Annotated in this window: 22 protein-coding genes; 13 read left to right on the top strand and 9 right to left on the bottom strand. The window is 64.9% G+C overall.

Annotated elements, in window-relative coordinates; genetic code table 11:
• Positions 1-80: 80 nt before the first annotated feature.
• Positions 81-413: an RcnB family protein gene (locus AC3FNH_RS01275; protein ID WP_488672142.1), complete on the top strand. Its 333-nt coding sequence runs from the start codon at positions 81-83 to the stop codon at positions 411-413.
• A 92-nt stretch (positions 414-505) separates the two neighbouring features.
• Here AC3FNH_RS01275 and AC3FNH_RS01280 read toward each other — a convergent pair whose 3' ends face one another.
• Positions 506-754 carry a hypothetical protein gene (locus tag AC3FNH_RS01280; RefSeq protein ID WP_488718807.1) on the bottom strand — a complete coding sequence of 83 codons (249 nt, stop codon included), beginning with the start codon at positions 752-754 and terminating at the stop codon, positions 506-508.
• Between the two features lie 153 nt (positions 755-907).
• Between AC3FNH_RS01280 and AC3FNH_RS01285 the strand changes: the two genes are divergently transcribed.
• The 3 genes from AC3FNH_RS01285 (at position 908) to AC3FNH_RS01295 (ending at position 2,832) form a co-directional block, all read left to right on the top strand.
• Positions 908-1,384, top strand: coding sequence for an ion channel (locus tag AC3FNH_RS01285; protein WP_488718808.1), 477 nt, complete (start codon positions 908-910; stop codon positions 1,382-1,384).
• A gap of 49 nt (positions 1,385-1,433) precedes the next feature.
• Complete coding sequence (locus AC3FNH_RS01290; RefSeq protein WP_488718809.1) at positions 1,434-1,736, top strand: hypothetical protein; 303 nt, start codon at positions 1,434-1,436, stop codon at positions 1,734-1,736.
• Between the two features lie 187 nt (positions 1,737-1,923).
• Positions 1,924-2,832: a glutamate/aspartate ABC transporter substrate-binding protein gene (locus AC3FNH_RS01295; protein WP_488718810.1), complete on the top strand. Its 909-nt coding sequence runs from the start codon at positions 1,924-1,926 to the stop codon at positions 2,830-2,832.
• 7 nt (positions 2,833-2,839) lie between these two features.
• On the opposite strand, the gene AC3FNH_RS01300 is transcribed toward AC3FNH_RS01295, so the two are convergent.
• On the bottom strand, positions 2,840-3,733 hold the full coding sequence (locus AC3FNH_RS01300) for a MurR/RpiR family transcriptional regulator (RefSeq protein WP_488718811.1): 894 nt from the start codon (positions 3,731-3,733) through the stop codon (positions 2,840-2,842).
• 297 nt (positions 3,734-4,030) lie between these two features.
• Here AC3FNH_RS01300 and AC3FNH_RS01305 point away from each other — a divergent pair, with 297 nt between their 5' ends.
• From AC3FNH_RS01305 to AC3FNH_RS01340, 8 genes are all read left to right on the top strand, one after another.
• Positions 4,031-5,356, top strand: a complete 1,326-nt coding sequence (locus AC3FNH_RS01305) for an aspartate aminotransferase family protein (protein WP_488718812.1) — start codon at positions 4,031-4,033, stop codon at positions 5,354-5,356.
• A 264-nt stretch (positions 5,357-5,620) separates the two neighbouring features.
• Entirely contained in the window at positions 5,621-6,070 is a 450-nt protein-coding gene (locus tag AC3FNH_RS01310) for a type IV pilin protein (RefSeq protein WP_488718910.1), read from the top strand.
• A gap of 8 nt (positions 6,071-6,078) precedes the next feature.
• Positions 6,079-6,573, top strand: a complete 495-nt coding sequence (locus AC3FNH_RS01315; RefSeq protein WP_488718911.1) for a GspH/FimT family pseudopilin — start codon at positions 6,079-6,081, stop codon at positions 6,571-6,573.
• Positions 6,573-7,160 carry a type IV pilus modification protein PilV gene (gene pilV, locus AC3FNH_RS01320; RefSeq protein ID WP_488718813.1) on the top strand — a complete coding sequence of 196 codons (588 nt, stop codon included), beginning with the start codon at positions 6,573-6,575 and terminating at the stop codon, positions 7,158-7,160. Before AC3FNH_RS01315 ends, pilV begins: the two co-directional genes overlap by 1 nt.
• 8 nt (positions 7,161-7,168) lie before the next feature.
• Entirely contained in the window at positions 7,169-8,224 is a 1,056-nt protein-coding gene (locus AC3FNH_RS01325; protein ID WP_488718814.1) for a PilW family protein, read from the top strand.
• 1 nt (position 8,225) lies between these two features.
• Positions 8,226-8,702, top strand: coding sequence for a pilus assembly PilX family protein (locus AC3FNH_RS01330; RefSeq protein ID WP_488718815.1), 477 nt, complete (start codon positions 8,226-8,228; stop codon positions 8,700-8,702).
• Positions 8,703-8,754: 52 nt separating this feature from the next.
• Positions 8,755-11,913 carry a pilus assembly protein gene (locus tag AC3FNH_RS01335; protein ID WP_488718816.1) on the top strand — a complete coding sequence of 1,053 codons (3,159 nt, stop codon included), beginning with the start codon at positions 8,755-8,757 and terminating at the stop codon, positions 11,911-11,913.
• A 537-nt stretch (positions 11,914-12,450) separates the two neighbouring features.
• Positions 12,451-13,662 carry a pyridoxal phosphate-dependent aminotransferase gene (locus tag AC3FNH_RS01340; protein WP_488718817.1) on the top strand — a complete coding sequence of 404 codons (1,212 nt, stop codon included), beginning with the start codon at positions 12,451-12,453 and terminating at the stop codon, positions 13,660-13,662.
• Positions 13,663-13,674: 12 nt separating this feature from the next.
• Here the strand turns inward: AC3FNH_RS01340 and AC3FNH_RS01345 are convergent, their stop codons facing one another.
• Genes AC3FNH_RS01345 through AC3FNH_RS01365 form a run of 5 tightly spaced genes read right to left on the bottom strand, consistent with a single transcriptional unit; the run spans position 13,675 to position 19,036 of the window.
• Complete coding sequence (locus tag AC3FNH_RS01345; protein WP_488718818.1) at positions 13,675-15,174, bottom strand: efflux transporter outer membrane subunit; 1,500 nt, start codon at positions 15,172-15,174, stop codon at positions 13,675-13,677.
• Positions 15,175-15,187: 13 nt separating this feature from the next.
• Entirely contained in the window at positions 15,188-16,336 is a 1,149-nt protein-coding gene (locus AC3FNH_RS01350; protein ID WP_488718819.1) for an ABC transporter permease, read from the bottom strand.
• Positions 16,333-17,325 (bottom strand): ABC transporter ATP-binding protein, encoded by a 993-nt coding sequence (locus AC3FNH_RS01355; protein ID WP_488718820.1) that lies wholly within the window; start codon positions 17,323-17,325, stop codon positions 16,333-16,335. Before AC3FNH_RS01355 ends, AC3FNH_RS01350 begins: the two co-directional genes overlap by 4 nt.
• Positions 17,322-18,317 carry an HlyD family secretion protein gene (locus AC3FNH_RS01360; RefSeq protein WP_488718821.1) on the bottom strand — a complete coding sequence of 332 codons (996 nt, stop codon included), beginning with the start codon at positions 18,315-18,317 and terminating at the stop codon, positions 17,322-17,324. Before AC3FNH_RS01360 ends, AC3FNH_RS01355 begins: the two co-directional genes overlap by 4 nt.
• Before the next feature lie 17 nt (positions 18,318-18,334).
• Entirely contained in the window at positions 18,335-19,036 is a 702-nt protein-coding gene (locus tag AC3FNH_RS01365) for a TetR/AcrR family transcriptional regulator (RefSeq protein ID WP_276099410.1), read from the bottom strand.
• Positions 19,037-19,276: 240 nt separating this feature from the next.
• Here AC3FNH_RS01365 and AC3FNH_RS01370 point away from each other — a divergent pair, with 240 nt between their 5' ends.
• Complete coding sequence (locus AC3FNH_RS01370) at positions 19,277-20,629, top strand: carbohydrate porin (RefSeq protein WP_488718912.1); 1,353 nt, start codon at positions 19,277-19,279, stop codon at positions 20,627-20,629.
• Positions 20,630-20,731: 102 nt separating this feature from the next.
• Here AC3FNH_RS01370 and queF read toward each other — a convergent pair whose 3' ends face one another.
• Positions 20,732-21,565: an NADPH-dependent 7-cyano-7-deazaguanine reductase QueF gene (gene queF / locus AC3FNH_RS01375; RefSeq protein ID WP_276099412.1), complete on the bottom strand. Its 834-nt coding sequence runs from the start codon at positions 21,563-21,565 to the stop codon at positions 20,732-20,734.
• On the bottom strand, positions 21,562-23,121 hold the full coding sequence (ilvA, locus tag AC3FNH_RS01380) for a threonine ammonia-lyase, biosynthetic (RefSeq protein ID WP_488718822.1): 1,560 nt from the start codon (positions 23,119-23,121) through the stop codon (positions 21,562-21,564). The genes queF and ilvA overlap by 4 nt, the downstream gene beginning before the upstream one ends.
• Positions 23,122-23,267 lie beyond the last annotated feature (146 nt).

Consider the following 23,267-nt stretch of genomic DNA (forward strand, 5'->3'; position numbering starts at 1 on the left):
GTGCCGCGATTTGTGACTAAGCTGGTAGTGGCTGTCCGCTTGCACCGGCAGTTCGGTTTTCCGTACGCAAGGAGATCACCATGAAGACAAAAAAAGCGCTACCCGCGCTGTTGCTGATCGCTGGCGTCCTGACGGCTTCCGCCAGCTTTGCCCAGCACAAGGGCAAGTCGAAGATGGCCGAGCCCGCTGCGCCGGCCTCTGCTGCTGCCACGTCGCCCTACATGCAGGTCCAGGAATGGAAGAAGGGCGATCGCCTGCCCACCGAATTCCGCGACAGGCAGTATGTGATCGATGACTGGAAGCAATACAGCCTGCCGGCGCCGCGCAAGGGCACGCACTGGGTCGGTGTCGGTGCGAACTACTATCTGGTGGCGCCCAACGGCGTGATCCAGCAGGTAGGCGCCGGAACCTGACGCCGATCGCGGCACCTTCGTCCTCCTGCAATAAAGAAGCCGCCCGCGCTGACCTGCGCGGGCGGCTTTTTCCTTCACGTTCCGGCAGCGCGTCAGATACCGAGGATCTTCTTCGCTTCGAGCAGCGACTTCATGGCTTCGTCATGCTGGCCGGCCTTGTGGTAGGCCTCGCCTTCGGCGCGCAGCTTCTGCACGCGCGCAGCGTCTTGCGGCGACAGCGCCGGCTTGGTCGAGAGTTTGGCGTCGATGGCCTTCATCTCGTTGGGGCAGTTGTGGGCCAGGGCAACGGTGCTGGCGCCGGCCAGCAGGATTGCCGTGAGGATAGAAAGAGTCTTGCGCACGTTCCCTCCCGTTCGTGAGGTTGGGAAATCCAGCATAGTCCATGCGCGCTGGCGGCGCCTGCGTTGCTGCGGCAAGGTGCGCCGGCAGGCATTCCGATGCTATGTTGGAGGTGCCCGCACTGGCTGGCATCGTCCCGACCGCCCTGACCGCGCATGGAATCCTCTGCCGAGCACTACTCACTGGCCTTGCTGAGCGCCGCCATCCTGACGGTGACCGTGGTCGCGATTCACTATGAAGCGCTGCGCCTGTTCTCGGCGCTGCACCCGAAGCGCTGGAGCGGGCGCGTCAATATCGGCGTGCTGATCGTGTGCATCATCGTGGTTCATTGCCTGGAGGCGATGGTGTTCGCGCTGGGCTTCTGGCTGTGCGACCACGGGCTTGGCCTGGGCGGGCTCACCGGCAGCCGCGAGATTGCGCCGGTGGTCTATATCTACTTCGCGCTGGAGACCTACACCACGCAGAGCCTCGGCGATATCTACCCGGTCGGCGCCAGCCGGCTGATCGCCAGTATCGAGCCGCTGGTGGGCCTGATCCTGATCGGTTGGTCGACGTCGTTTACCTACGTGATGATGCGGCGCGACTGGGAGTTCGATGAGAAGGCACACGCCGAAAGACGGTCAGGACAGTAGCGTCTGCCAATGGGGGCCATTCATCATTCATCAAGAGGGAGAACCTGTCATGCAGAGTCAATTCAGGGGCGCGTTCCGGATTGCCGTGGTCCTGGCGCTGGGCGCCGCGTGCAGTGCCCATGCGCAGCGGCAGGACGGCAAGGACGCAGCCGCCGCGGCAATCGGGATTGCGGTGCAGGAGGGGGCGTCGCCGTACCGGCCTGAAACCCGCAGCGAGTCGCTTGCCGCCGAATGCCGCGAGCTGGCGGCGCAGATTGGCGCGGCGCCAATGCGGGAATATCAGGTGGGCAGCCAGTCCATTGAAACCAGTCAGGGGAGGATGGTGCCCGAGTTGGAGAGGGGAGCGGCCTAAGAAGGGAATTGCAGGAGGCCTATCGGGTCAAGTGTACGCAGTAAGGCACCCGCCAGGACCAGCGATCCATCCAATCCCGGGAAAAACAAGCGTTTCATGGTAATCAATGATGGAACAGTTGTTGCTAACCACCTAGCATCCCATCACCCCGACGGCGAATCCGGAATTCGCCAATCAAGGAGCTATCATGAACGCCGTGAAATTCATCTGCCTGGGTCTCGCCTTGACCGGTGCCCTGACCGCGGGCACCGCGCTGGCCGTTGATGTTGCGAGCAGCCCGACGCTAAGCAAGATCAAATCGTCCGGAACCATCGCCATCGGCCACCGCACGTCGTCGATTCCGTTCTCGTACTACGACAGCAACCAGAAGGTGATCGGCTTCTCGCAGGATCTCTGCGACCGCGTGGTGAATGAGGTGAAGAAGCAGGCCGGCGTGCCCAACCTGCAGGTCCGCATGGTGCCGGTCACGTCGCAGAACCGCATGTCGCTCGTGCAGAACGGCACGGTGGACCTGGAGTGCGGCGTCACCACCAACCTGAAGTCGCGCCAGGAGCAGGTGGCGTTCTCGACCACGTTCTTCGTGGCCGGCACCCGGTTGCTGGTGAAGAAGGGCAGCTCGGTGCATGACTTCTCCGACCTGTCCGGCAAGGCGGTGGTCACCAATGCGGGTACGACCTCGGAACGCATCCTGCGCCGCCTGAACGACGAGAAGAAGGCCAATATCACTATCCAGAGCGCCAAGGACTACGGCGAATCGTTCCTGATCCTGCAGTCGGGACGCGTGGCCGCGTTCATGATGGATGACGTGCTGCTGTCCGGCGCGCGCACGCTGGCGCCGAATCCGGCCGAATGGGTGGTGGTCGGCACGCCGCAGTCGTTCGAGGCCTACGGCTTCATGATGCGCAAGGACGATCCGGGGTTCAAGCAGCTGGTCGACGGCGTGCTGACCGGCCTGATGAAGAGCGGCGAGATCAACACGCTCTACGACAAGTGGTTCCTCAAGCCCGTGCCGCCCAAGAACATCAACTTCGAGTTCCCGATGAGCGAGCCGGTGAAGAAGGCCTACGCCAACCCGAACGACCAGGCGTTCGAGTAAGCCGTGGTCAGTCGCGGTCGGCCCGCACGTAGGCGCCGGCGCGGTGCAGTTCGCCTTCTGCCTGCTCCAGCGCACGGATGGCGCCCTTGCCTTTGCGTGCGAGGAGCTGCTCCACCAGCGCTTCGACCGTGGCGATGCCGGCCGTGATCGACGGGAAGAACGACGGGCTTTCCACCGAGAACAGCAGCGTGCAGTCGGCGGCCAGCGCAATCGGCGCGACCGAGCTGTCGGTCAGCGCCACGACCTTGCAGCCGGCCTCGCGCGCGGCGCTGGCCACGCGGATGATCTCCTGCGAATACGGCGCAAAGCTGATCACCAGCACCGCGTCGCGCGGGCCAAAGGCGCGCAGCTCCATCTCCAGGCTCCCCGCATCGCCGCGCACCAGTTGCACGGTGCTGCGAAACAGCCGGTAGACATAATGGAAGGTGTAGGCAATCGGGAAGCATGAGCGGAACCCGGCCACATGCACGCTGGCTGCGGCGGACAGCAGCTCGGCGGCGGCCTGCAGGGCCTTCTCGTTGCCCGCGCCGATCTGGTCGAGATTGTTGTGCTGGGCTTCCAGCATCTCGCCGAGCATGCGGCTCGTGCCGCCATCGCGCACCACCTTGCGGGCTCGGCGCGCATAGGGCTGCGAACTGCCGCGCAGGGCGTCGACGAACAGTTCGCGCAAGCCCTGCCAGCCTTCGAAACCCAGATGCTGCGACAGCCGCACGAGCGTGGCCGGCTGCACCCCCGCGCTCACCGCGATCTTGCGCATCGACAACACCGGCACATCCTGCGGATGGTCCAGCAGGTAGCGCGCGCCGCTCTGGAATTGCACGCTCAGCGTTTGAAAGCTGGCGCGCAGCCGGGCCTGCAAGGCATCCAGGTCTTCTGGCGGGTTGATGCTGGCGGACGACATCGATGCTCCGGATTGAGGTTGTAACGATTGTTGCACAGGCGGCGCGGCCCGACATCACCCGGTCGCGTGGCCCGTTATGCGCCAGGGCCGGCGCCAAGCGTCCCATCGGCCGCCCGCGGTGGATTCATTCGATTCTTTTATCGGTAGTGATGAAACATACGTTGCATATCACCGCGCCTTCTCCTTATACTTTCCGATAGCCGCGCTGCCGGCTGGCTATATATCGACCATCTGGTCCGGAACCTGTATGTCGGCGGCGCGTTGCCCAATTCCTCCTTTATTGCAGGAACGATCGCCATGACTCACGTCTTTCATCGCAATCCGCGCCAGACCTTGCCCGTCGCGGTCGCCGGCAGCGGCATCGAGCTGGTCGACAGCGAAGGCCGGCGCTACCTCGATGCCTCCGGCGGCGCGGCGGTGTCGTCGCTGGGCCATGGCCACCCGCGCGTGATCGCGGCGATCAAGGCGCAGCTCGACACCATTGCCTACGCGCACACCTCGTTCTTCACCACCGAGGTGTCCGAGACGCTCGCGCAGACGCTGGCGCAGGCCGCGCCCGGCGACCTCGATCATGTCTACTTCGTCTCGGGCGGGTCCGAGGCGGTCGAGGCCGCGCTCAAGCTTGCGCGCCAGTATTTCGTCGAACTGGGGCAGGGCAGCCGCCGCCATTTCATCGCGCGGCGCCAGAGCTATCACGGCAACACGCTCGGCGCGCTGGCCATCGGCGGCAATGCGTGGCGCCGCGAGCCGTTCCTGCCGCTGCTGGTGCCGGCGCACCATGTGTCGCCGTGCTATGCCTACCGCGACCAGGCGGCCGGCGAGACCGACCACCAGTACGCACGACGGCTGGCCGACGAACTGGAGGCCAAGATCCTGGAACTCGGCCCCGAGAGCGTGGCGGCCTTTGTCGCCGAAACCGTGGTCGGTGCCACGGCCGGTGCCGTGCCGCCGGTGGCGGACTACCTGAAGCGCATCCGCGCCGTGTGCGACAAGTACGGCGTGCTGCTGATCCTGGACGAGGTCATGTCCGGCATGGGGCGCACCGGCTATCTCTTTGCCTGCGAGGAGGACGGCGTGGTGCCCGACATCGTCACCATTGCCAAGGGTCTCGGCGGCGGCTACCAGCCGATCGGCGCGATGATCTCCACGCGCCGGATCTACGACACCATCGTGGCCGGCAGCGGCTTCTTCCAGCACGGCCACACGTATATCGGCCATGCCACCGCATGCGCGGCTGCGCTGGCCGTCCAGCGCACCATTGCCGAAGACAAGCTGCTGGCCAACGTGCGCGAGCGCGGCGAGCAGTTGCGCGCGCGCCTGCGCGAGGCGCTTGGCAGCCATCCGCATGTCGGCGACATCCGCGGCCGCGGCCTGTTCGTCGGCGTGGAATTCGTGGCCGACCGCGTCAGCAAGGCCACGCTCGACCCCAAGCTCAAGACCCACGCGAAGCTGAAGGCCGCGGCGGTCCAGAATGGCTTGCTGGTCTACCCGATGGGCGGCACCGTCGATGGCGTCAACGGGGACCACGTGCTGTTCGCCCCGCCGTTCATCTGTACGGCGCGGGACATTGACGAGATCGTCGAGCGTTTTGCGGGGGCGGTTGCCGCTGTCTTGCCGACGTAACTACGCCCGATTGTGATGCTGCGGCGACATGGGTGGTCTGTCTTGTAACCGCAACGCCGCGGCGTCGGCATAGCAATTTCTTTGACCCTTGCAAAAGCGTGGCTTACACTTCGCGCCATAGCGCTGGAAATAGGTCATCCGGCACATAATAAGCATCGGAGCGCGAGCATGGGACATAGAAGCCCTGCAGTGCGACACGACAGCAGGGTCAAGTTCTTAGGGCTGTCGTTTCGGGTCATAGGGGAATATCGGTCTTCCACTGGCATGCCATGCCGGTGCGGGCATGCGCGTTCGCGTCATGCCAGGCCGGCGTTCGGGTTCACGCTGATCGAGCTGATGATCACGGTTGCGATCATCGCCATCCTGGCCACCATCGCGTATCCCTCCTACACGCAGTACGTCATCCGCAGCAACCGCTCCGCTGCGCAGAGTTTCATACTGGGCGTTGCCAACCAGCAGGAGCAGTACAGCCTGGATGCGCGTCAGTACGCCGCAAACCTGGCTGCACTGGGCGTCACTGTTCCGGCCGAGGTCTCAAGGAATTACAACGTCACGCTCACGGCTAACAACGCGGCGACACCGCCGACGTACACCGTCACGGCCACGCCGGTCGGCGGTCAACTGGCCAATGACACCCAATGCCTGAATCTCACTGTGGATCAGGCAGGCACCAAGGGCATCAGCGGTCCGGGCCCCGTGACCAGTTGCTGGTGAGTTCGACCATGACCACTCCCCGCTGGCTTCCCGCATCAGGCAGGCCCTGCCTGCCGGCACGACGTCACGCAGGCTTCACACTGATCGAACTGATGGCCGCGGTGATGATCGCGGCCATCCTGATATCCGCCGGCACGCCTTACTTCCGCGAATTCATACTTGGCCAGCGCATACGGACTGCTGCCTACGATCTTGCGGCAACGCTGGCCTACGCGCGCAGTGAGGCAGTCAAGCGCAATATGGGTATCACGGTCGCTCCGGCCACTGGCGGCTGGCAGAACGGCTGGACGGTGACTGCCGGCGCGGCCGTGCTAAGCCGGCATGAAGCGGTGTCGGGCCTGACCTTGTCCGGCCCCGGTGGCGGTCTCGTTTACACCAGCAATGGTCGATTGGCCGCACTGGCAGTTCCGTTCGGCATTTCCGCATCGGACAGCACCGCAACACCGCGCTGCGTCAACATAGACCTGAGCGGCTTGCCAAGCAATTACGCGGGGAGCTGCTGATGCGCCATAACCTGCCCCGCAAGCGCCGACAGCGCGGCTTCGGCCTGATCGAGGCGCTGGTCACCCTGATCGTCTTGCTGCTTGGCATGCTCGGGCTCGTCAGCCTGATGCTGGCGAGCCAGCGGGCGGAGGTGGAGTCCTACCAGCGCGCCCAAGCACTCATCCTGCTGCAGGACATGGTCGAGCGCATCAATGCCAACCGCACCGCGGCAGGTTGCTATGCCATCACCACGGATACTGCGAACGGCGTGCCGTATATGGGCACCGGCGCCGGCGCGCTGCCCGCATGTTCGCTGGGCACGGTCCAGGCCTATACCCTTGCCAATAATGATCTCGTTGCCTGGAACAACCTGCTTGCTGGTGCAGCCGAGGCCAGCGGCACCTCAAATGTCGGTGCCATGATCGGCGCGCGAGGCTGCATCAGTTTCAACGCGGTATCGAACGCGTACGTGGTAAGCGTTGCCTGGCAGGGCAAGAACAAGACGGTTGCGCCTGTCTCCGGTATCCCGTGCGGGCTGGGGCTGTATGGAGACGAAGCGCAGCGTCGCGTGGTGAGCGCCACGCTGCAGATCGCCAACCTTAACTGATTGTCGCCGTGACAACCTCTGTCTCCTTGCGCCCGCTGTCATTCTTACGTCGCCGCCAGACAGGTATGTCGCTGGTGGAACTGATGGTTGGTATTGCCATCGGGCTGTTCCTGCTGGCAGGCATCACGGTGTTGATCAGCCAGCAAAGCAGTGCCCGCGCGGAACTGGACAAGTCGAGCCGCCAGATCGAAAGCGGCCGCTACGCCTTTACCCTGTTCCAGGACGATATCGAGCACGCGGGCTACTACGGGCAATACGGCAGCGCCATTGCAGCGCCGACCGCGTTGCCCAACCCCTGTGCCACGGACAAGGACAGTATCGACAAGGCGCTGGGGATGCCGCTGCAAGGCTACGACGCGCCGGCCGCCGTGCCGCCGCCTCTTTCCGGCTGCCTGTCCGATGCGGACCACATACCCGGGACCGATATCCTGGTGACCCGCCGGCTGGACACCAGCGATGTGCTGGCCACAGTGGCCAATGCCGTTGCGGGCCAGGCCTACGTACAAGCCACTCCAAGCAGCAAGATCACCGCCATCGGCCCGGATCCAACTCCGGCTGCGCCGAGCACGTACACCCTGGTGCTGAAGGATGGCGTTACGCCGGCCGGGTTGTGGCGCTATGTTCAGTCCATCTACTTCGTCAGTCCGTGCAACAGGTACGCGGCTGGCGCAACCACCTGCACGGCTGCCGCCGATGGCGGCAAGCCCGTTCCGACACTCAAGCGTCTCGACCTTACCGCCACAGGCGGCGCCCCCGTTTTTGTCATGACACCGCTGGTGGAGGGCATCCAGAACCTGCAACTCGACTACGGAGTCGACGGCATCGGTGCCGGATCGCCTGCGGTGCCGTTCGTCACCTCCCCGGCGCTCGCCGACTGGCCAAACGTGATGGCTGTGCAGGTCAGCCTGCTCGCTCGAAATTCGGAGACGACGGCAGGCTATTCAGACGCGAAGGCGTACAGCATGGGCGTTACCGGCACCGTAGGTCCGTTTTCGGACGGCTACAAACGCCATGTCTATACCGGGACCGTGCGCGTGATCAATCCCAGCAGCCGGAGAGAATGAAATGAGGCGCAATGCAGCGCTGGACAAGCACAGGAAACAGGCAGGCATCAGCCTGGTGGTGGGCCTGGTGATGCTGATCGTGCTGACACTGCTGGTCGTCTCCGCGGTGCGCATGGGCAACTCCAGCCTGCGCATCGTCGGCAATCAGCAAGCCAAGGCCGAAGCGAGCGCCGCGGCGCAGCAGGCCATTGAAAAGGTCGTCGGCACGTCGGCGAACTTCTACACGCCGGTTGCGCAGAACTTCGACATCGACATCGACAACGATGGCGTGGCCGACTACGCAGTCCAGACCGGCGCTCCGGTATGCCTGCAGAAGACGGCGGCCGACGGCTACAGCTATGACTTCGCGGCATCGGCGCCGCAGGACACCTATTGGGACGTGACGGCCATTGCCACGGACAAGCGGGGCAGCGGTGTTTCTGTCACCGTGCACCAGGGCGTCAGGGTACGAATGGATTCGACCGCCACCTGCACATAAGAAAAGCAGGCGCGGAATAAAAAAACATATCAGTATCGGCGGGGGTTACATCATGTCAATGCTCAGACTCTTGCGGGCCTTTGTGCTGGCCGCGCTGGTCGTCATGCCGGTCGTCGGTCACTCCGACGATACGGATATCTTCGCCCCAACGACGGGATCCTCCCAGGCGGCGCCCAATATCCTGTTCGTTCTGGACAATACTGCGAACTGGTCGAAGGCCTCCCAGCATTGGGTGGGTTCCCCGACTCAGGGGCAGGCCGAGTTGCTGGCCATCAAGAAGTTCGTGGCAAACCTGAAGAAGCCGGCCAATGTCGGCCTCATGATGCTGAGCACGGCTAACAAGCGTGATGGCGGCTACGTGCGGTTCGGCATCCGAGACATGATGAACGCCGCAAATAACCAGGCCCTGCAGGACATTACCGCAGGCATAGCCAGCGACAACAATAATTACAACGTTAACGCCACCGATGAGAAGGTGGATGAGAAATCGGGCAACTATGCCAACGCCCTGTACGAGGCCTGGCTTTACCTGTCGGGAGCAAGCAATAGCTGGGCAGGGATGGATCCGCTGGCGGACTACGCCGGCAATTCCGGCACGAACAAGGACAACCTGACCACGACTGCAACCGGCAAACTTTCCAGCGGGTTTGCCTATAAGGGTTCGGCCAACGGATCCGGATACAACAGCCCGCTCGGGGGAGGGTGCGCGCAAACCTACATCATCTTCATCGGCAATAACCGGCAAGGGTTGCTGCCCCCCGTGCCAGCCCCGACGGATCCCGCCGTGACGACGCTGAGCAAGTACAACGTATCCAGTTCTCCAGACATCCAGTCTGCCTGGGCCCGTTTCCTCAGGACGCGCCCGGATCTTGGAGTAGGCACCACTGCTGCCAAGAACGGTTCGATCATGACATTCACGATCGACGCCTATCATGACCAGTACAACGCGGACTTCACCACCATGATGAAGAACATGGCGAGGGAAGGCACGGAGACCAATGGCGCCTATTTCCAGGCCGGCAGCGACACGGAACTCGAGGCTGCGTTCAACAAGATCCGGGACCGGATCCTGGACACCAACTCCGTGTTCGCTTCCGTATCGCTGCCGGTGTCGGTCAGCGTGCGGGGTACCTACCTGAACCAGGTGTACCTGGGCATGTTCCGTCCCGATGCCTACTCCCAGCCGAACTGGGTCGGCAACCTCAAGCAGTACCAGCTTGGTGCGGACAAATCGACCAATCCCCCAACCGTGTTTCTTGCCGATGCGGGCGGCAAGGCGGTGGAGAATGCAAAGACGGGCTTCGTCAATGGGGACGTGACCAGTATCTGGACAACCGCCTCGCTATTCTGGGATCCACAGAACTACCCGGGTTCGCAAGGCCAGGGTGGCGTCTCGGATGCGCCGGATGGCGATCTGGTCGAAAAGGGCGGTGCGGCGCAATACCTGCGCACGACGTTCAAGTCGGGCCAGAGCAGCCGGCACGTCTATACATGTACCACCGGTTGCAATGATGGCTCGCTGCTGAGTAGCACGCCATTCAGTACGGCGAACAACAGTATCGTGGCCGATGCGTTGGGCCTGTCAAGCTCGGCGAACGCGGAGCCGGTCATAAACTGGGTGCGTGGCGGCAATACCCTGGCCGACGATCCTAAGGTTGCCAATCCTTCTGCCCCGCCGACTTACAACATCCGTGGCTTCGCCCATGGCGACGTTCTGCATTCGCGGCCGGCGGTGATCAACTACAGCCGTACCGTGGACGACGTCGTGGTCTTTTATGGCTCCAACGATGGCATGCTGCATGCGGTCAAAGGCGGGCCGGTCGGGAGCAATGAGCTCTGGAGCTTCATTCCGTCGGAGCATTTCCCGAAGTTCGCCCGCATGTACAACCATGCTCCGGTCATTTCCGCGACTTCGCCCAAGCCCTATTTCGTCGACGGTTCGGCAACGGTCTATACGTATTCGACCAGGGGCGACGGCGTAATCGATGCCACCCGTGGCGACAAGGCTTACCTGTTCCTGACCATGCGTCGTGGTGGACGCTTCATCTATGCCTTGGATGTCAGCGACCCGAGCACGCCGAAACTGCTCTGGAAACGTAGTAATGCGGACTTTCCCGAATTGGGCCAGACCTGGTCTGACTTGCGCGTCGCGAAGGTGCGCGCCTCCGCTGACCCGGTGCTGATTTTCGGGCTTGGCTACGATCCGGGTGCCAATGACCCGATCGTTCAAATGAATGCCACCATGGGGCGTGGCGTGATGGTACTGGACGCCGTCGACGGCTCCGTCGTGTGGCAGGCCGGCCCCTCGGCGACAACCGGCGACAAGGGTCTGAACGTGCCCGGAATGGCCTATGCCATCCCGGCGAACATGGCCATCATCGATTCCGATCATGACGGGTATATCGACCGGATCTACGCGGCCGACACAGGCGCCAATATCTGGCGTATCAACATCAGCGACGCCTCGCCAAAAAATTGGAAGGTTGGTTTGCTGGCCACGCTGGGCGGTACCGGCGCCGATGCGCGCAAGTTTCTCTTCGCTCCCGACGTTGTGCCGCCCGTCGCCGGATCGAATCCTGCCTATGACACGTTGCTGATTGGTTCTGGCGACCGCGAGCATCCATTCGATACCACGATCCAGAACCGCTACTACATGATCAAGGACTACCACGCCCTCAATGCGATGCGCTCGACCGCGATCGTCGAGGGCGCGCTCGGATCGAGCGCTGTTGCCGATGGCTACCTCTATGACGCCACGGCTAATCTGGTGCAGGATGGTACCCCCGCAGAGATCGCGCAAGCCAATGCAGCACTGACCGCAGCGAGCGGGTGGTACATCGTGCTTGGGACCGGCGAAAAGGTTGTCAGTGGCTCCACGACGCTTTCGGGCACCGTGATGTTCGGCACCAATACGCCCAAGGCGGCTTCTCCCAACTCCTGTACCGGCGATCTCGGCACTGCGCGCATCTATCAGTTGAACTACCTGAATGGCGCCGCCATGAGCGACCTCAACAAGGCTAATGGCGTGACGGTCCAGGACCGCTTCCAGGAGCGCGCCGGCGGTGGCTACCCTCCGACGCCGGTCCCGGTTTCGGTGAGAATTGGCAACGACGACTACAACGTCGCCATCAGTGGTACCCAGGTGCTCAGCCCGCCGGGCCCGAAGCTCGGCCGCCGCTACCGAATCTACTGGCGCAGGGCTTTGAACTGATTGAGGTGACGCGTACAGCGTTACCGTACCGGGCGGGCAATCATGAAGCTGGGGCAGGGTCCCAACCTGCTACATCCGGTTCGACCGCAGCGGCCTGGTATTCGTAACCGCCAAGGCCGAACACACTGCTGGCGACGCCCTCGCGTGCCTGCCACAATATAGGCTTCGTCGTCGCTGTGTGGCATTGACGTATCCCGTGTTCCTCAGATCCGTTGTTTCGTTCTTCGTGTTGCTGGCTGTGATGCCCGCTGCCCGTCCCGCAGGGACGAAGGACGCGAGCGTGCCCGTTGCGGCATCCGCAGCTCAGGCAGCGCGACCAGCTCGCTCCGACCAGTATGCCTTGCGGCCCGGTCGTGACGATCGGGTGCAAAGCAGCTTTGGCCTGAAGCTGAAGCCATCCGGTGCGGCTCAGGAAGAGGGGCAGCGCGCGCCGGGCCTGTACAGTCCCGCGAGGTAGCGCCGCTGGCGGTCACTGTCCCGGCATGGTTCTCGGCTTTGCGGTACGCTTGGCATCCCATGCCTACCGCAGGAGCGCCCGTGTCCGACAGACCAAGCCGCCACCCGTCCGAACCGGACATTCCAGTCGCCCGCCCCGCCGTCCGCCACCTGCGCGCCTCGCGCATCCGCGAAGTCGCCAATGCCGGCATCGGCCTGCCTGACGTGCTGCCGTTCTGGTTCGGCGAATCGGACCAGGCCACGCCGGACTTTGTCCGCGACGCCGCGGCGCGCGCGCTGGCTGGCGGCGCCACGTTCTATACCCACAACCTTGGCATCGCGCCGCTGCGCGCCGCATTGGCCGACTATGTCGGCGCGCTGCACGGTGCTACCGCAATCGACAACGTCGCCGTCACCAGCGCCGGAGTCAATGGCCTGATGCTGGCCGCGCAGCTGATCGCCAGTCCCGGCGACCGCGTGGTGGCGGTGACGCCGCTGTGGCCCAACCTGGTGGAGATCCCGAAGATCCTCGGCGCCTCGGTCGAGACCGTCTCGCTCGACTATGGCGCGCACGGCTGGACGCTCGACGTCGACAAGCTGCTGGCCGCGCTGACGCCGGACACGCGCGCGCTGATGGTCAACTCGCCCAACAACCCGACCGGCTGGGTGATGTCGCGCGCGGCGCAGCGCACCGTGCTCGACCATTGCCGCCGGCATGGCATCTGGATCATCGCCGACGAAGTCTACGAGCGCCTCTACTATGGCGACGAGCCCGGCGGCGGAGACAGCCGCACCGCGCCGTCGTTCCTGGACATCGCCTCGCGCGAGGAGCGCGTCATCTGCGTCAACTCGTTCTCCAAGGCCTGGCTGATGACGGGCTGGCGGCTCGGCTGGATGGTGCTGCCGTCATCGATGATCGACGACCTTGGCAAGCTGATCGAATACAACACCTCGTGCGCGCCGTCGTTCGTGCAGGAGGCAGGCGTTGCGGCCGTGCGCGAGGGCGAGCCGTTCACGCGCGACCTGGTGCAGCGGCTGCGCGGCGCACGCGACCATCTGGTGGGCGCGCTGTCCGCATTGCCGGGCGTGGATGCGCATGCGCCAGACGGTGCCATGTATGTGTTCTTCCGCCTGTCCGGCACCACCGACAGCCTGGCCCTGTGCAAGCAGCTCGTGCGCGAGGCGCGGCTGGGGCTGGCGCCGGGCAGTGCATTCGGCGACGAGGGCGAGGGTTTCGTGCGCTGGTGCTATGCGTGCGATCCGGCCCGTCTCGACGAAGGCGTGCGGCGCCTGCGCGGCTTCCTCGGCCGCTGACCCGGACCTTGCTTATTGCACGGCCGGCGCAGCGGCGCCGGCCTGTGCATTCTTCTCTTCCTCCCACCAGCCGCCGCCCAGCGCCTGCAGCAGCGCGGCGGAATCCGCGAGCCGGCTCGCGGTCGCCTGGGCCAGGTCCAGCGCGGCCTGGCGCGACTGGCGCTCCGCATCGAGCAGCGTGAGCTGGCTGACGCCGCCGAGCCGGTACTGCTCCGAGACGATGGCCAGCGTGTCGCGCGCCTGCCGCGCATTGTCGGCGCGCGCGCGCAGCGTGGCGGCGTCGGCTTCCAGCGCGCGCAGGGTATCGGCCACATTCTGCAGGCCCTGCAGCACGGCCTGGCGGTAGGCCGCCAGCGACTGCTCATAGGCGGCCTCGGCCGCGCGTTTGCGCGCGAGCAGTTCGCCACCGTGGAACACAGGCTGCACCAGGCCGGCTGCCAGGCTCCAGACGTTGAAGCTGTCGAACAGGTTGCGCGCCGTGGTGGACTGCCAGCCGCCGCTCGCACTGAGCGTGATCTGCGGATAGAGATTGGCCGTGGCCACGCCGATATTGGCCGAGGCCTGGTGCAGCAGCGCTTCGGCCGCGCGGATGTCCGGGCGGCGTCGCGCGAGCGTCGATGGCAGGCTGAGCGGCAGGGCCTCGGGCAACTGCAGGTCCTCGAGCCTGAACTCGGGCAACTGCGCCGCGGCGGGCGTCTGGCCCGTGTAGACCGCGAGCTGGTGGCGCGTGGCCTCGATCTGCTGCGCGAGCCCGGGGATCAGCGCCTGTGTCTGCGCCAGTTCGGAGCGCTGCCGTTGCACATCGACACGCGCCACGCCGCCGGCGCGTAGCCGGTCCTCGGCGATGCCCACTTCGCGCTGCTGCGCCTCGGCAATCGCCACGGTCTCGGCCAGCTGCGCGCGCAGCCCTGCTTCGCGGATCGCTGCCGTGGCGACGTTGGCGGCAAGCGCCAGGCGCGCGGCCTCGAACTCATAGCGCTGGTAATCCACGGCCGCCTGCAGGCCTTCGAGCTCGCGCCGCTGGCCCCCGAACAGGTCGAGGACGTATGAGACCTGGACTGTCGCGCCGTATAGCGTGAAGGGCCCGGGGCTCGGGATCGCCATGATGCCGAGCGACTGGAAGTTGACCTGCTGACGGCTCGTGTTGAGGTTCGCGTCCACCGTCGGCCAGCGCGTGGCGCCGGTGCGCGCGGCCAGGTTTTCCTGTGCCTCGCGCAGTTTCGCCTGGGCCTGCGCGAGCGTGGGGCTGCCATCGAGCGCGGCGCGGATGGTTGCATCGAGCGCGGGGCTGCGGAACAGCGCCCACCATTGCGCGGGCACGTCGGCACCGGCCGCGAATGCCTGCGGCTGGCCGTGCGGCAGGCTGCCGGGCATGTCGGCGGCAACCGTGGCCTGTGGTTGCGGGCCCGCCACGTAGCCAGTGTCGGCAGGCGGTGCCGGTGCGTGGAAATCGGGACCGACCGCGCACGCCGTCAATAGCAGGCAGCCAAGAAGCGGAAGTCGTGGACGCATGGCGTTGGCTCCGTCAGTCCAGCGTGCGGCGATAGAAGCGCACCGCGATCGTCATTACCACCACGATGAACAGCGCCATCGGCCAGACATTGGGCCACAGCTCCGTCCAGCCGTTGCCCTTGAGCAGGATGCCGCGGATGATGCGGTGGAAGTACGTCATCGGCAGGATGTTGCCGATTGCCTGCGCCCAGCCCGGCATGCCCGCGAACGGGAACATGAAGCCGGACAGCAGGATATTGGGCAGGAAGTAGAAGAAGGTGAGCTGCATCGCCTGCAGCTGGTTCTGCGCCAGCGAAGACAGCGTGATGCCGACTGTCAGGTTGGCTGCGATGAACAGCAGCGCCGCCATGTACAACACCAGCACGGAGCCGAAGAATGGCACCTGGAACACCCAGCGCGCGGCGATCAGCACGATGGTGGACTGGATCAGGCCGATGAAGATGTACGGGACGATCTTGCCGGTCATGACCTCGATCGGCTTCACGGGCGTGGCGAGCAGGTTCTCCATGGTGCCGCGCTCGCGTTCGCGCGTCATGGCCAGGCCCGTCATCATGACCATCGTCATGGTCAGGATCACGCCCATCAGTCCGGGAATGATGTTGTACTGCGTGATGCCTTCGGGGTTGTAGAGGCGCTGCACCTGCACGTCGAAGGGCGCCTTGCCGCCGGCCAGCGGCGCGAGCGATCCTTTCAGGTCGGTGCGTGCCACGCTGAACGGCAACTGCGTGAGCGCGGCAATCGCGGCGCTGGTGGCGGACGGGTCGGTGGCGTCCGCCTCCACGAGCAGCGCGGGCCGTTCGCCGCGCAGCAGCTTGCGTGTGAAATCGGGCGGAATGCTGACCACGAACTGCACGTTGCCCTTCATCAGCGCCTCGCGCCCGGCATCTTCATCCGGCAGCGTGCCCACCATCCTGAAGTAGGTGGAGTTCTCCATGCCGGCGATGAACGATCGCGTGAATTCGCTCTGGTCCGCGGCGATCACGGCGGTAGGCAGGTGGCGCGGATCGGTGTTGATGGCAAAGCCGAACAGCAGCAGCTGCATGATGGGCAGGCCCACGATCATGGCGAAGGTGACGCGGTCGCGCCGCAGCTGCAGGAACTCCTTGAGCACGATGCTCCACCAGCGATCGAAGGAGAAGCCGAATCGTCCGTTTTGTTTCATGACTGTTCCTTGCGCGTCTTGCGGCCCGCACCGGTGCCTGCGCCTATGTTGTCTTCGGCGCGGCTCATCATGTGGATGAAGACGTCTTCCAGGCTCGTCTGGGTTGGCTCGACACGCCGTCCCGGGCCGGCCAGGCGCCGCAGCGTTTCGCCAAGCAGCGCGGCGTCGCGGCCGGTCACGTGCAGCGCGGTGCCGAAGACGACGGTCTGCTCCACGCCCGGCGCGCCGCGCAGCTGTTCGGACAGCTCGGCCAGCTCGTCGCCTTCGACGCTCCAGGTGGCGAGGTTCTGGCTGGCGACCACTTCGTCGGCGGTGCCTTGCGCGAGCAGCTTGCCGTAGGCGATGTAGGCGAGCTTGTGGCAGCGCTCGGCCTCGTCCATGTAGTGCGTGCTGACCAGCACCGAGATGCCGCGCGCGGCCAGCAGGTGAAGCTGCTCCCAGAAATCGCGCCGGGCCTTCGGGTCGACGCCGGCAGTCGGTTCGTCGAGCAGCAGCAGCTCGGGTTTGTGCAGCAGGCACGCGGCCAGCGCCAGCCGCTGCTTCCAGCCGCCCGAGAGCGAGCCGGCGAGCTGCGCCGAGCGCGTGGCCAGGCCCAGGCCTTCTAGCGCGCGGTCGACCGCCTCGCGCCGGTTGGACATGCCGTAGACGCGCGCGACGAAGTCCAGGTTCTCGCGGATCGACAGGTCGTCCCAGTACGAGAATTTCTGCGTCATGTAGCCGACGCGGCGCTTGATCTCGTCGGACTCGCGCAGGATGTCGAAGCCCAGGCAGGTGCCTTGCCCGGAGTCGGGCGTCAGCAGGCCGCACATCATGCGGATCGACGTGGTCTTGCCGCTGCCGTTCGGTCCCAGGAAGCCGAAGATCTCGCCGCGCGCGACCTGCATGGTGAGGTCGTTGACCACGTGCTTGTCGCCGTAGTGCTTGTTGAGGCCGCGCACGTCGATGGCCAGGCCGCCGTTGGCACCATTCGCGGTGGGCGTGCTGCTCATGGCCGATGCACCTCCACCGGCTGGCCCGGGCGCAACTTGGGCGCGTCGGCCTCAGACGGACGCGCCTCGATCAGGAACACGAGCTTGCGCCGCGTCTCGTTGCTGTAGATGACCGGCGGGGTGTACTCGGCTTCGTTCGAGACATAGCTGATGGTGGCCGCCACCGGCGCCGGGCAGCCATCGCAATGCACCTGCACCGACTGGCCATTGCGCAGCGCCCCGACCACGGTCTCGGGCACGTAGAAGCGCACCTTGACGTTGCCGGGCGGCAGCATGCGCACGACAGGGCTGCCAGCGGGGATCCATTCGCCAAGGCGATAGGGCGTGTCATACACGAGCCCGGCCTGCGTCGCCGCTACCGCCTTGCGCGAGAGCTTCCATTCGGCCTGGGCCAGCGCCGCACGCGCGGCCTCGACCTGCGCGGCCTGCGCGGCTTGCTGGGCATCGCGGCCGGGCAGGCGGGCGACGTCGATATCACGCTGCAGTTCGCGCACGCGCGCGGCATCGCTCGCGGCGGTGGCGCGCGACTCTTCGAGCTGCGCCTGCGAGATGCCGCCGATGTCGTACTGACGCTGGTCGCGGCTGAACTGCGCGGAGCTGCGTTGCGCGGTGGCCTGCGCCTGCGCGAGCTGGGCGCGGCTGACATCGACCTCGACCGGGCGCTTGCCGGTCTTCATGTCGGCGAGCTGTGCCTCGGCGGCGCGCAACTGCTCGGCCGCCTGCTGGCGCGCCGCGCGTTCGTCGTCGGATTCCAGCACGAACAGCGCCGTGCCCTTTGCGACCTGCTCGCCGCGCTTTACCGCAAGGCTGTCCAGCCGGCCCGCGAACGGCGATGCCACGCTGACGAATTCGCCTTCGACATAGCCCTGCCACGTGGCGGACTTGTCCTGGCCGCAAGCCGTCAGGGCCGCCAGCGGAAGCAGCAGGGCCAGCGTTGGCCACATGCGTCGTGCGATGGCCAGGGAATCAGGCAGGAATCGGGGTGCTTGCATGGCAGTGCGAGAGTGCGTCAGTCGGTGGCGCCGTCGGGCGGCGTAGGGGCAGCTGGTGCCAGCCCCTGCGTCAGCAGCGTGCTGACGTGGCGGACCAGGGTCTCGGTATCGACATGCCCGGCGCCGGGCAGCCGCTGCCAGATATGCGATGTGGCCAGCGGCAGCAGCGCCAGTCCGACCAGCGATGGCATCACCAGTGTCGGCTCCAGGCCGGGATTGAGCTTGCCGGCGGCGATCGCCGTCGCCAGCGGCGCGCTCAGGGCGCCGGCGCGCTGCAGCGCGAAGCGGTTCAGCACGCGCTCGCGCAGCAGACCGTCGGCACCGGCGACTTCACGGATCCATAGCCCCGGAAACCAGGGTGTGGCAGCGGCCACGCGGATCATCCGGCCGGCAATGCCGACCAGCATGGCCACCGGGTCCGCGGGCGCCACCGGGGGCGTGAAGATCGCGTCGACGAGCTGCTGCAAGCGTTCCTCGACGATGGCGTCGAGCAGCTGGTCGCGGTCGCGGAAGTAGTAGTGCACTAGGGCGGGCGTCACGCCCGCGTGCTCGGCGATCGCGCGGATCGGTGTGCCAGCCACGCCGTGGCGTGCGAACAGTTCGGTGGCCGCGTCGAGCAGTTGATCGCGCTGGCCGGGATTCCCGGAGGTCGGGCGACCAGGGCCGCGACGCTCGGCGCGGGGCTTGGCGGTCTTGCGGGCGGCTGGGCGGTCTGGCATCGGCTGGAATCGCTGATCTGACGGAAAGCAGTTTGATATTAATTTTCGAGTTAATTAATTCAAGGCCTGTTACAACGTTGATGCGGAGTCACGCTCATGTCATGTAAAGATGTTGCGTTGCAGCAAGGGCGGGTAGACAGGTCATACCGCCTTGGCTATCCTTCGACCCGCCCATAGTCCGCTTCCAGCCGGAACCGGAAAAACTGTCCACCGCCCATGCGTTTTCGATTCCCGGCTGCGATGCCGCGCCACATCTTTGCCCGCTGCCTCGCCGCCATGCTGTCGGTGGGGGCGAGCGTGCCGGCGCTGGCGCAGGATGTGGCGGCAGAATCCGGCACGGAGGCGGTGGCAACCGAAAGCCCGTTCGCCTTTCACGGCCAGGCGACCTACGTCTGGCAACGCAAGCCTGCCTTCAACGCGGCCTACTCGGGGCCGAACAGCCTGACCACCGATCGCGCCAAAAGCTACTCGTTCACGAGCACGCTCGACCTGGGCCTGCGGTTGTGGCAGGGCGCGGAATTCCACTTCAACCCTGAAGTCGCGCAGGGCGTGCCGTTCTCGCAGTTGCACGGCATGGCGGGCCTGAGCAATGGCGAACTTGCCAAGGGCGCCAGCACCAATCCCGTCTTCTACCGCGCCCGTGCCTTTATCCGGCAGACCTGGGGGCTTGGCGGAGAGACCGAGAAGCTGGACGACGACTTCAACCAGTTCGCGCGCACGGTGGACAAGCGCCGCGTGGTGCTGACCGCCGGCAACTTCGGCGTGCTCGACGTGTTCGACCAGAACGACTACGGTTCCGATCCGCGCACGCAGTTCATGAACTGGTCGTTCCTGACGCACGGTGCGTGGGACTACCCGGCCGATGCGCGCGGCTACAACTGGGGCGTGGCACTCGAATACATCGGCGACGACTGGTCCGCGCGCATCGGCCGTTTCCTGCAGCCGCTGGAATCGAACGGGCTGGAACTCGACACGCGCATGTTCGAGCACTACGGCGATGTGCTCGAACTCGAAAGGCGCTACACGGTGTCCGGGCGGCCCGGCACGGCGCGGTTGCTGTTCTTCCGCAACAAGGCGCGCATGGGGGCGTTCAACGACGCGATCCAGTTCGGCCAGGCCAACAATGTCACGCCCGACGTAGCGGACGTGCGGCAGGAACACGCCAAGGTCGGTGTGGGGCTGACATTGCTGCAGCAGGTGAATGATTCGCTGGGGGTGTTCTTCCGGGCCAGCATGTCGGATGACAAGACCGAGACCTATGCCTTTACCGAGATCGGGCGGCAGGTGTCGTTCGGCGGCGTGCTGAACGGCAGCTCATGGGGCCGGGCGCATGATGCGGTGGGTATGGCGTTTGCCGTGAACATGCTCGGGTCGAACCATCGGGCATATCTTGCCGCTGGCGGGCAGGGGGCGTTCCTGGGGGATGGGGCGCTCAACTATGCGCCGGAGCAGGTGTTCGAGATTTATTACAGCTTTCAGCCGTTTAAATATCTGAGTATCAGTCCGGATTTTCAGTATGTGAGGAACCCCGGGTACAACGCTGATCGGGGGCCGGCGAAGTTTTATGGGGTTCGGTTTCATGCTGAATTTTGAGGGGGCGCATGCCAAGCAAGACGAGCTAATCAAAACTACAAAGCCCCCGCCGGCTACGCCGGCGAAACAGCAGCGCCTGCCAAGCACGACACAACCAACCCTTTACTGCCGAGCATTCCTAAAATTATCCGGCCAAGCCGTATTGAAATTAGTCCGAAACGGATTGATATCCAGCCCGCCGCGCCGCGTATAACGCGCATAAACCGCCAGCTTCACCGGCTTGCACTGCCGCATCACATCCATAAAAATCCGCTCCACGCACTGCTCATGAAACTCATTATGGTTGCGGAATGAAATCAGATACTTCAGCAGCCCTTCCTGATTGATCGGCGCCCCGACATACCGGATCTGCACGCTGCCCCAGTCCGGCTGGCCGGTCACCAGGCAATTGGACTTCAGCAAGTGCGACACCAGCGTTTCCTCGACCGGCGTTTCGCTCTGATCCGCATGCAGCAATTCGGGCGCGGGCTCGTAGCGGTCGACTTCGATATCCAGCCGGTCCAGCAGCAATCCCTCCAGCTCGCCCATCTTCTGCTTGCCAAGGTCGGCTTCGGTCACCAGCCGCACCTGCACGGTCCCGCCCGTTGCTTCCGACAGGTCATGGTGCAGCAGTTGCTGCAACGCTTCCGGCGACGCGATCTTGCTCTGGTTGAACGAGTTCAGGTACAGCTTGAACGACTTGGACTCGATGATATTGGGCGTGCCGGCGGGAATGATGAAGGTGGCCAGCGCCACCTGCGGCTTGCCTTTCATATTCAGCCACGACACCTCGTACGCATTCCAGATGTCCACGCCGAAAAACGGCACGGGCTTGCCTTCGGGCAGGCCGATCTCGGTGCGCTTGGGCTGGCGCGGGATCGGGAACAGCAGCGTCGGATCGTATTCGGTCTTGTATGCCGAGGGCTTGCCCAGCGGCGAGTGTTCAGGAAGGCTCATGCTTGAGCTCCGCGATCGGAGAGGAACAGCCTGTAGACCGGATTCTCGGTCTCGTCCCAGTGTACGTAACCGAGCGTCGAAAGGAAGGCGCGGAAGGCGCGCTTTTCGTTCTTCGGCACCTGGATGCCGACCAGGATGTTGGACGTGTCGCCACCCTGGTTGCGGTAGTGGAACAGGCTGATGTTCCAGTTCGGGCTCATGCTCGACAGGAACTTCATCAGCGCGCCCGGGCGCTCGGGGAATTCGAAGCGATAGAGCAGTTCGTCATGCGCCAGCGGCGAGATGCCGCCGACCATATAGCGGATGTGCTGCTTGGCCAGTTCGTCGTTGGACAGGTCCAGCGTGTCGAAGCCGTGGCGGCGGAAGCCCGCGGCGATCTTGTCGTTCTCGGCGCGGCTGGCGATCTGCACGCCGACGAAGATGTGCGCGATCTTCTTGTCGGCGATGCGGTAGTTGAACTCGGTCACGCTGCGCGTGCCTACCAGTTCGCAGAAGCGCCTGAAGCTGCCGCGCTCTTCGGGGATGGTGACGGCGAACACGCCTTCGCGCGCCTCGCCCACTTCGGCGCGCTCGGCGACGAAGCGCAGGCGGTCGAAGTTCATGTTGGCGCCGCACGCGATCGCGACCAGGTGCTGGCCCTTGAGCTTTTCGCGCTCGGCATACAGCTTGAGGCCGGCCACGGCGAGCGCGCCGGCGGGCTCCAGGATGCTGCGCGTGTCCTGGAACACATCCTTCAGGCCCGCGCAGATCGCGTCGGTGTCCACCAGCACGATTTCATCGACCAGTTCGCGCGTGATGCGGAAGGTCTCCTTGCCAACCAGCTTGACCGCGGTGCCGTCGGAGAACAGGCCCACGTCCTTGAGTTCGACGCGCTTGCCGGCTTCCACCGAGCGCTTCATCGCGTCGGAGTCGACGGTCTGCACGCCGATCACCTTGACTTCGGGACGCACGGCCTTGATATAGGAGGCGATGCCCGAAATCAGCCCGCCGCCGCCGATGGCGACGAAGATCGCATGGATCGGGCCCGGGTGCTGGCGCAGGATCTCCATGGCGATGGTGCCCTGGCCGGCAATGACATCGGGGTCGTCGAACGGGTGGATGAAGGTCAGCTTGTGCTTCTTCTCCAGTTCCGCGGCATGGTTGTAGGCGTCGCTGTACGATTCGCCATGCAGCACGATCTCCACCCACTTGCCGCCGCGCTCGCGCACGGCGTCGATCTTCACCTGCGGCGTGGTGACCGGCATGGCGATGATGGCGCGGCACTGCAGGCGCGCGGCGGACAGGGCCACGCCCTGCGCGTGGTTGCCGGCCGAGGCCGCGATCACGCCGCGCCTGAGTTCGTCTTGCGTGAGTGACGCCATCTTGTTGTACGCGCCGCGCAGCTTGAACGAGAACACCGGCTGCGTGTCCTCGCGCTTGAACCACACCGAGTTGCCGGTGCGCGCCGACAGATTGTGCGCGAAGGTCAGCTCGGTCTCCTGCGCCACGTCATAGACCTTGGCGGTCAGGATCTTCCTGAGATAGTCGGGTTTGGAGGAGGCGGGCTTGCGGTTCATGTCTGCGGGTTGGCGAAAGGCCCTGGCGGCGCGACGCAACGGCGCGGGGAAGGGCAAAAATGGGGCGCAAGGAGCGCGCGCAAAAAAGCCGGAAATTTCGGCGGAAACCGCCAATGATAAAGGATCGGAACGCCGCACAAGTCCCC

The sequence above is a fragment of the Cupriavidus sp. 22TCCZM01-5 genome (assembly GCF_057798915.1).